5 protein-coding genes and 1 rRNA gene are annotated in these 9770 nt (G+C 65.1%); all 6 read left to right on the forward strand.

Features of this window, described 5'->3' with window-relative positions; translation table 11 throughout:
* Positions 1 to 4 precede the first annotated feature (4 nt).
* Entirely contained in the window at positions 5 to 1606 is a 1602-nt protein-coding gene (locus CSQ91_RS27760; protein ID WP_180278529.1) for a DUF2138 family protein, read from the forward strand.
* A complete protein-coding gene (locus CSQ91_RS27765; RefSeq protein WP_373630603.1) occupies positions 1585 to 2274 on the forward strand; it encodes a DUF1175 family protein in 690 nt (229 codons plus the stop codon). The genes CSQ91_RS27760 and CSQ91_RS27765 overlap by 22 nt, the downstream gene beginning before the upstream one ends.
* Positions 2271 to 6839 carry an alpha-2-macroglobulin family protein gene (locus CSQ91_RS27770; protein ID WP_099390200.1) on the forward strand — a complete coding sequence of 1523 codons (4569 nt, stop codon included), beginning with the start codon at positions 2271 to 2273 and terminating at the stop codon, positions 6837 to 6839. Before CSQ91_RS27765 ends, CSQ91_RS27770 begins: the two co-directional genes overlap by 4 nt.
* Positions 6839 to 8521 (forward strand): DUF2300 domain-containing protein, encoded by a 1683-nt coding sequence (locus tag CSQ91_RS27775; RefSeq protein ID WP_099390201.1) that lies wholly within the window; start codon positions 6839 to 6841, stop codon positions 8519 to 8521. Before CSQ91_RS27770 ends, CSQ91_RS27775 begins: the two co-directional genes overlap by 1 nt.
* A 29-nt stretch (positions 8522 to 8550) precedes the next feature.
* Positions 8551 to 9279 (forward strand): YfaP family protein, encoded by a 729-nt coding sequence (locus CSQ91_RS27780; protein ID WP_070253868.1) that lies wholly within the window; start codon positions 8551 to 8553, stop codon positions 9277 to 9279.
* A gap of 402 nt (positions 9280 to 9681) precedes the next feature.
* A 16S ribosomal RNA gene (locus CSQ91_RS27785) occupies positions 9682 to 9770 on the forward strand; the annotation flags it as partial.

The following is a 9770-nucleotide window of genomic DNA, read 5'->3' on the forward strand; positions in this document are numbered from 1 at the left end:
AAAAGTGCTTAATAAAAAAGTCCTGGTCGGGGCACTTGCCGGGGTGGCGCTGGTGGCGGCCGCGCTGGTCGGCTACCGCGTCTTCGGCTGGGGCGCGATGGGACCGGTCAACGGCCTGAAGCTGGATTTATCCCGGCCCGACGCGCTGGTCCGGACGAAAAGCCTGTCGACCTTGCCGCGTGACCTGCTGACGGTGCCGCTGGCGCGCGACGTGCTGCGCGAGGATTTCCTCTTCTATTACGAGCAGAGCGAAGACCGGCTGGGCCTGAAGGGCAGCTTGCGCCGCATCGCCTACGAACATGAGCTGGGATGGGGCGACCAGCTGCTGCGCATGGTGCTGGACCAGCCTGCGGAAGTGGCCCTGTGGCGCGACGCCGACGGCTCGCTCAAGCACTTCGCCATCGCCGTGTCGCGTGGCCAGTTGACGCGCCTGCTCGAGGAAGCGGGCAAGATCGCCTTGAAGGATACGCAAATGCGCGTGGCCGGCAGCTTGCGCGTCGATGGCGGCCAGGTGCCGGTGTACGCGCTCAATTACGCCTACCAGCGCACCTTGCTGTTTGCCGCGCACGGCCAGCGCCTCGTCATCCTGTCCCATCCCGGCATGCTGTATGGCGGCAGCGATGGCAAGAATGGCGATGGCACGGCCGAGAAAACCGTGGCCAGCCTGCTGGCGCCGGAGCCGGCCAAACAGAATGTCTTTCATCCGCAGTTCCATCTCGACAGCGCCGCGCCCGAGGGCCACAGCATCGCCGTCAAGGCGGACTTCCTGTCATTCGGTTACCAACCCTTCTTTGGCGCGCTTGAAGCGCTGCGCTTCGATTTCAGCAAGGGCACCTGGCAGTCCAAGGTGCTGCTCAATGCCGACAAATTGAACAAGAGCGGCAAGGGCGGCTACGACAGCAGCGCCTTGTGGCCCGTGCTGCCGCACAACCCGAGCGCCTGTTTCAGCGTGCCGGTGGACTGGACCGCGCTGCAGCCCGTGCTCAAGCGCCTGGGCGACAAGACATCGGCGCCGGTGGTGCCGCTGGCCGGACACTTGCAAGGCCCTGCCGCCGCGTGCTGGTACGGTACTTCGCGCCTGCATACGCCCGTCTTTGTCGCCACCCGCAGTGCGCAGGCCGGTGATGACGCTGTATATGGCAGTCTGTTCGAGGCGGCCATCGGCGGCAAGGACCCCGTGCGCAAGACCACTGGCAAGGATGGCGCCGTTCGTTGGGAGCGCAGCGTCGCCACAGCCCTGGGCCAGTCCGCGCCGGCGCTGGCCGTGGCCGGTAATACGGTGGTCTTTTCCGCCGACGGCAAGCTGGTGGACCAGGTGCTGGCCGTGCGCCGCAAGCAGGCGCCGGCGGCCAGCGACCTGCTGCCCGATGCGTCCCGCACGATCGGCCTGATCGCGCCGGCATCGCTGGCCCGCCTGATCCAGCTGGAAGCCTTCGATACCCTGCCGGCGAACAACGAACCGGTCCTGCGCGCGGCCGCCAACGAACACCTGGTGCCGCGCCTGAACGCCTTGAAAAAATACCCGCCGCTGCGCATGGTGCTCAAGCGGCAGCCAGCCAGCGGCACGTCATGGGAAACGCTGGAATGGCAGGAGACCGCGCGATGACGGTGTGGCATGCGCGCCGTGCCGCCTTGCGATTGCTGGCGGCCTGCGCCGCCACCGTGGCAATGCCCGCGTGGGCCCTGCGCGCGGCCGCCGAACCGCAAGTGCAGCTGTCGCAGGCCCAGAGCCGCGCCTTCCAGGCCTGGATGCTGCGCATCGTCAATGCGCAGATCGAACGCGGGCCGTCACCGCGCTGGACGCACCGCGATTGCGCCGGCCTGGTGCGCTTTGCCGTCAACGAAGCCTTGACCGTGCATGACGCGAAGTGGCTGCATGCGAACGGCATCGCCAGCGACCGGCGCCTGCCGCCCGAGCTGGAACTGGACGCGAAGCAGGCAGCCTTGCGCAACCGCTGGGTGCAGACGGGCGGCAGTGTCGGCCACTTCGTCACGGCGCTGGCGCTGGTGCAGCACAACAGCCGTTTCATCGCCCGCGAAATCAGCCAGGCGCTGCCCGGCGACCTGCTGTTTTTCGACCAGGGCGACGAACAGCACCTGATGGTCTGGATGGGGGCGCGCATCGCCTACCACACCGGCACCGTCACCCCCGACGACAATGGTCTGCGGACCGTCGATATCAAAGAACTTACGAGCTGGAAGGACACGCGGTGGCAACCTGTGGTCAACAATCCGAATTTCGCCGGTGTGTTCCGGCTGGCGTTCTTATCATGAAGCCGATTTTTTTCATCAAGCTGCTATTTGCCGGCCTGCTGGCGCTGGTGCTCATAGGCGGTGCCTCCGCGCAGCAGCGCGAACCGAGCAACTACAGCACCTTCAAGGGCGAGCCCTTCTTCCTGCTGTCGGACGCCAGCTACGGCAGTCTTGATGAAGCGCGCGTGCGGCTGGAAGTGCCGGGCCGCGATATGGGACGCATGAACCTGGAAGCGTATTCGGGCGCCGACATCGTCGTCTACCGCGTGCCCGAGCCGATGGAATTCCTGAAAAAGCAGCGCAATCTGCACCGCATCCAGGTCGAGGGCAATTACCAGGGCGAGGGCCTGGCCAACACCTTGAGCTTTCTGTGGGATAGCTGGTGGAAGCAGTCGCGCCTGGCCTGGCGCAAGCTGTTTTCCGGCGACGCGCGCCGCGCGGTCACGAAAGAGCAGCCGCAACTGGCGACGAATGAGGCGATCCGCAAGCCGACCGTGTTCGCCAACCATCCGCAGTACAAGCCGATCAAGGGCATGGAGCTGGTCGACAGCTTCCGTTATCCGATCTGGCAAGCCAAGGCCATCGCACCGCCGAAAGGCGTCAAGCTCGATGGCTCCAGCAGCGACTTCATCGTCGCCGGCGCCGGCAACGTGATGATACCGCTGGGTAAACGCAAGCCGGGCTTGTACCTGATCGAAGCGATCATCGGCGAGCACCGCGCCACCACCCTGGTGTTCGTGTCGGACACGGTGGCCGTCACCAAGGTATCGTCCGGCCAGATGCTGGTGTGGACGGCGCGGCGCGACAACAGCGCCGCCGTGGCTGGCGCCAGCGTGGCGTGGACGGACGGCACTGGCGTGCTGCAGTCGGCCACCACGGGTGCAGATGGCGTCGCCTCGCTCGAGCGCGGCAGCCCGGAACATACGTATGTGCTGGGCCAGGACCGCGACGGCGGCGTGTTCGTGTCCGAGAATTTTTACTATGACAGCGAAATCTATAACACCAAGATTTATGCGGTAACCGACCGGCCCCTGTACCGGCCCGGCGACGAAGTCAACGTCAAGTTCCTGGGGCGAGAATTCACTTCGGCGCGCGCATCGCAGGCGGCCGCTGCTGCGCCGCTGAGCCTGACCGTGCTCAATCCGAACGGCACGCCGCTGCTGACGCAAACGCTGCAGCTGTCCGGCGACACGGGCGCCGACACGCGCTTCCGCCTGCCCGCGGAAGCCACCGCCGGCGGCTATGAGCTGCGCTTCAATTACAAGGATGGCGTGTATGGCGCGGCCTTTCGCGTGGCCGAATATGTCAAGCCGCACTTTGAAATCAACGTCCAGCCATCAAAACCGGAATTCAAGACGGGCGAGGCGGTCAAGGGCAGCATCGCGCTGCGCTACCCCGATGGCAAACCGGTGAAAAACGCGAAGATGACCTTGTCGCTGCGCAGCCAGCAAAACACCATGGTCGAGGGCGAACTGCGTTACAGCGGACTGTTCCCCGTGGCGCTGAAAACCGAGGAAGTGACGAGCGATGGCAGCGGCAATGTGGACTTCACCTTGCCGCCCGCCGCCGATCCGTCGCGCTACATCCTGACCGTGCTGGCGACCGATGGCGCGGCCTACCGCGTCAAGACGACGCGCGAGCTGATGATAGAACGTTCGAGCAGCAGCTACCAGCTGAAGGCCGTGCGCCAGTTTTCCGATCCGGGACAAAACGTGCATTTCGACCTGGTGGCCGATGGCCAAAGCGCGGCCAAGCCCGTGCGCTGGGAGATGGTGCAGCTGGAAAAACAGGGCAAGACCGAAGGCGCATTTGATCCGGCCGCCAAGGGCTGGGATGTGACATTCCCCGCATCGGGCTCGTATCAGCTGGCGCTGCGCGACGAGCGCGGCAATTTGCTGGCCGCCGCCAGCCACTGGGTGTCGGGTGACGGCGTGCAGGCGACGCCGGGCAGCATCGAGATCGTGCTGGACCGCGTCCGCTATCGTCCGGGCGACACCGCCGAAGCCTTGATCACTTTCTCCGACAAGGTCGACCAGGCGCTGTTCACGCTCGAGCGCGACAAGGTGGAGCACCATGGCTTGATGGCCGGCGCCGCTGATTGGTACCAGGCGAAGCGCGTGGCGCCGCGGCAGTGGCGCGTGCGCATTCCCGTCAAGGAGGAGCATGGGCCGAACATGACGTTCTCGGTAGCCTATACCCGCAATGGCGATTTCGTCTTCGAGAACGCGGGCCTGCAAGTGATCGAGCCGCGCATCGCGCTGCAGTTCAAGAGCGACAAGGAGGTCTACCAGCCGGGCGAGAAGGTTACCCTGGACGTCAAGGCGACCCTGGACGGCAAGCCCCTGAGCACCCTGGTGGCGCTGGGCGTGGTCGATGAAATGATCTATGTGCTGCAGCCGGAAATCGCGCCGGACATCGGCGACTTCTTCTATCATCCGCGCCGCAACAACGTGCGCACCACGGCCAGCCTGTCTTTCATCAGCTACGACATGGCGCAGGGGCGCACAGCGGGCGCACCGGCGCGCCACAACTACAACGAGCGGGGCGTCAAGGTACTCGAACGTCCGCGCCGCGACAATATCGATACCGCGTACTGGTCGCCATCGCTGAAGACCGATGCCAATGGCAATGCGCGCGTGAGCTTCATCATGCCCGACGCGCTGACCCGCTGGAGGATCACGGGCCGCGCGATGGATGAGCAGGGACGGGTCGGCCAGCGCACCGCCTATCTGCGTTCGGACAAGAATTACTATGCCAAGTGGACCGCGCCTGACTGGATGCGCGCCGGCGATGCGCCGCGTGCTTCGGTGGCCGTGTTCAACCAGACGGGCAAGGAGCAGGCGCTTGACGTGGTGCTTTTCGGCGGTGCAGGCGGCACGCAAGCGAAGACGGAAAAACTGACCGCGAAACCGGGCGTCAATTACGTTGAATTTCCGCTCGCTGCCGGCGCTGCCGGACCGCTGCGCCTGGAGGTAAAACAGAACGGAAAACTGGTCGACGCGCTGGATACCGCTATGCAGACGCTGCCCGCCGCCTGGAGCAGCCCGCGCACGCTGGTGCTGCCGTTCGATGGCGCCGCTGGTGAGATTCCCCTCAAGCTGCCGGCGGATGCGCGCAATATCCGCCTCTCGTTCGCGCAAGGAGCCGCCAGCCACTTCGCGCGCATTGCCGACGATCTGATCGACTATCCGTATGGCTGCGTGGAGCAGACGGCGAGCCGCCTGATTCCGCTGACGCTGGCCACGCAAAGCCTGGGAGCGGATGCCGGCGCGGCAGGCGAGCGCCTGCAAACGCTGCTGACTGCGCAGCGCCTGCGCCTGGTCTCCATGGCCGGTCCGAATGCCGTCTTCGGCTGGTGGGGCTATGCCACGGCCGGCAATGCCTTGATGACGGCTTACGCCTATTACGCCGACTGGTACGCTGCGCGCGCGCTGCGCATCGAGCTGCCGCCCGAACACTGGAACAAGCTGCTGGCCGTCTACAGCGAACATGGCTTGAAGGACTCGATGGGCGACCGTGCGCTGGTGCTGTGGATGGCGCGCGAGATGGGCCTGCCCACGCAGACGCTGGCGGCGGGCCTGGTGGACGACAGCGCTATCGCCGTCCTGGGCGGCAAGCCGCGTCAGGCGGGCGACAGTAGCAGCCTGCTGCTGGGCGGAACCCTTGACCGCGAAGCGCAAGCGATGTCGTTGGGTCTGGTGGCGCTGGTTGCCGCCCAGAACGGCATCGCCCTGCCGCATTCGCTGCAGCTGCAAGTGGCCAGCGCGTGGCAAGTGCTGCGCGAATCGAAAGCGCCGGTGGCGCAGGCCCTGCTGATGCTGGCTGGCGAAGTGCCGGCTACCCAGGCCGAGGCGGTGCTGGCCAGCGTGCGCGCCGAGATGCCGACCCTGGACCGCGCGATGACCTTGTTGTGGGTGCAAAAAAAGCTGGGCGGGGCATCGTTCGGCAAGGGGCCGGCCGTCGCGCTGGACGGCGCATGGCAAAAACGCGACAGCCGCGGCGGCCAGCCGCTCTGGCGTTGGAGCGATCCCAAGGGCCTGCCTGACAAACTGCGTCTCGCTGCATCGACCCCGGCGCCGGCCGGCACGGTGGCTGTGCTGCAGTACGACAGCCACGTCGCCGAAACGCAGACCTTGCCGGTCACCGTCGAACGGCGCATCCTGCGCATGAAGGCGGGCAAGGGCGGCTACACGACGGAGCTGGTCAAGCCGGGCGAGGCGCTCAGCACGGACGCGCTGTACCTCGATGAAATCACCTTGAAAGCGGCGGCGGGCGCGAAGCACCGCTTTGGCTTGCTGGAAGTGGCGCTGCCGCCGGGCGCCATGGTCGAATCGACCACCTGGGGCATGGTCATGGCGGGCGACAAGCCGGCCGCGCTGGAACGCGCGCGTCATGCTGAGCGCCGCGACGGCTATGCGGTGCCGATCGAGCCTTTGGCCGGCGACGTGACCGTGCGCCATTTGATCCGCTTTGCACAGAAGGGCAGTTATGTGCTGCCGCCAGCGCGCTTTTATCGCATGTACCAGCCGGAGCAGAAAGCCCTCGAGGGCGGCGGCAAGGCCATGCGCGCGTTGAAGGTCGAGTGATGCGTGTGGTACTTCCTGCGTTGATGGCGACCCTGCTGCTGGCCGCTCCTGCCCGGTCTGCATCGCTGGATGTCGCCTGGTGGCGCGACGGCAAGACGGAAGTGCGGCAGTTGCGCCAGGGCGGTGCCGCGCCGCCGCCGTTTGACGGCGCGCGGCAGGTGCCGCTGGCCAGCCTGTGGAAGCTGTTCGTATATGTGTACGCGAGCGATAGCAAGGTGGCGATGCCGGACTACCGCTGCGGCGGCCGCGATCCGGAAGAAGTGTATTGCTGCGATGCGGGCCAGAGCATCGGCCACGACGCGGCGCTGGCGCAGTCCTGCGGCCTGTTTTTCTCGCCCAGGCGTTTGATGATCGCGCCGGCTTCATGGCGCCAGTACTGGACGGGCCGCCTGGGTAGCGCACCGACAGGCGATTTTGCCTGGCTGTCCGACCCCGCGCAGCTGGCGCCGGCGCGCATGGTGCGCCTGGACAGCCTGCTGCGCGCGCTGGGCAGCATCCCGGCTGCTAGCCGCGCGGATGCCGAAGCGGCGCTGCTGCGCGTGGTGCTCGATGGGCGCGGCTTTGGTGCGGCGCGCTGGTTCGGCAGTCAGCTGCGCGTGAAGACGTATTCCTGGCACGAGCAGCGCCGGGCAGAAGAGCGTATCGGCGGCGCGGCCGGCTGGCTGGCCGACGGCACGCCGATCTGGTTTGGCGGCGCGGGTGGCAGCAGCAATGTCTTTGCGCAGTGGGCGCCCAGACTGGCCGCCAGTTTGCCGCCAGTGGGCGCGGCCGACGATGGCGGCTGCGTGGTGGTCGATTATTTCAAGCGCTATCCGATCCGTGCCGTGCGCGGCGAGCGTGGCGTGGCCGCACCTGGCCCGCTCAATGGCCGCTACCATGTGCAATTCGAAAATGGCCAGAACCTGGCCCTGCGCAGCACCGGCGAGTTGATGCTGCTGCAGGAGAAGGGCGGCCGCCCGCAATTGCGCGGCCGCTTTGGTGTCAATGAATATGTGGCGCGCGTGCTCGACCGCGAAGCGAATGCCGGCGAGCCGGAAGCGGCCAAGGCGCTGGCGATTGCCGCGCGCACGTATCTGCAGCAGAACGCCGTGACCGTGGCAGGCTGCCAGCAGATCGCCGACAGCAGTGCGACCCAGCGCGTCAGTCCCAGCCCCGCCACGCCGGCGGCGCTGGCGATTGCGCGCTGGACCGACCAGTTGATCGTCGATGGCGTCACCGTGCGCTATCACACGAACTTGCCGTCCGAGGGCACCATGGCATGGAGCGAGGCGGTGCGCCAGGCCAAACAGGGCAAGCACTATGATGAATTGCTGGCGGCAGCCTATCCCGGCGGCGCATTGACTACCTTTGGCAATACCGGCGCGCGTTGCCAGCGCCTGGCGCAGAACGAGGATTGGCTGGCGCGGTCCGTGCCGCGCTGGCAGCGCGTGCTGCTGCGCGAGGCCGGCTACGAGGCGCCACCACAAGCGCCGCTGGTCTGCGCCTTGCAGAGTGGGGCGCCGTATTCGGAGCAGTCGCGCAACCGTATCTTCATGCGGCCGCTGGCCACGCGCGAAGACCGCATCACCCTGGCCCATGAATACCTGCATCTTGGCCTGCGCCGTCATCCGCGCGGCCAGGACGAAGAATATGTCGAGCGGCTGGCCCGCCGGCTCGTCGACCTTAACCTGGAGGCCCTGTGAGTTTTTATATCCGTTGCTCGATTCCCCTGATGCTATTGCCACTCTGGGCGCAGGCCCAGGTCACCATCGATGCACCGAAGGGCGGCTGGCGCAATTCGGCCGGCGCGCGCGAGGACTATACGCAAGCGGTGAATTACCCCGCCGCGTCCGTCAACCTGCAGCCGGGCCAGGCCGAGACGGCGCAGATACGGGGGCGTATCGCGGGCGCCGTCAAGGGCAAGCCCGCTACTTTGGTGGTCAATGGCGTGGCGATGCCGATGGAAGTGGGCGAGGATGGCAGCTATGGCCGTCCGTATGGATTCGGCAGCGGCTCGAACAGCGTGGAAGTGCGTTCGCCGGATGGCAGGAGCCGCGCGCGCACCCAGTTTGTCGACAGTTACCAGGGCAAGACGCAGGCGCGCTTGCGTATCGTGCTGTCGTGGGACAGCGCCGGCACGGACCTCGATATGCACGTGGTCACGCCGGACGGTGGCCACGCCTGGTACGGCAATCGCGTCTTGAAAGATGGCGGCGCGCTGGATGTGGACGTGACCACCGGTTATGGTCCGGAGATCTTTTCCAGCGCGGCGCCCCTGAAGGGCAATTATCACGTCTATGTCAATTACTACGGCAGCGGCGAGAACACCGCCATGCTGACTGTCGCCCGCATATCGGTCATCACCAATGAAGGCACGCCGCGTGAAAAGCTGCAGAGCTTCCAGGTACCGATGCGGGCTGCTGGCGAGCTGACCCTGGTGAAATCGTTCGTCTTGCCATAACTGGTCGAAAATGGCTCTTGCGGAGCCGCAGCACTATGGCTATAATTCGCCCCCTCGCTGAACGACGCATGCAAATGCAGCGTAAAATGAGAAAAAAGAAGGAGTTGACGGACGTAGCAAATTGCTTCATACTCTTCCTTCTTCGCAGCTGACAAACACAACGCTTTGTCAATAGCGCGAAAGCAGTAGCCGAATACAGTTCTTTAACAATTAACAGTCGATAAGTGTGGGCATTTGATGTAAGTGCAGCAGTGATCTTCGGATCGCTGTAAAACTTAAAATATCAAATGTTCACAAGAAATAATGAAATAGGATACTTCTTCGGAAGTAGCCTGTCAGTTTTTTGAGTGAGCGACCCATCAGTAATGATGGTGCCTGTAAAAGGGCAAAGTAACAGAGATTAAACTGAAGAGTTTGATCCTGGCTCAGATTGAACGCTGGCGGCATGCCTTACACATGCAAGTCGAACGGCAGCACGGAGCTTGCTCTGG

It is taken from the genome of Janthinobacterium sp. BJB301, assembly GCF_002735685.1.
GTDB lineage: Bacteria > Pseudomonadota > Gammaproteobacteria > Burkholderiales > Burkholderiaceae_D > Janthinobacterium > Janthinobacterium lividum.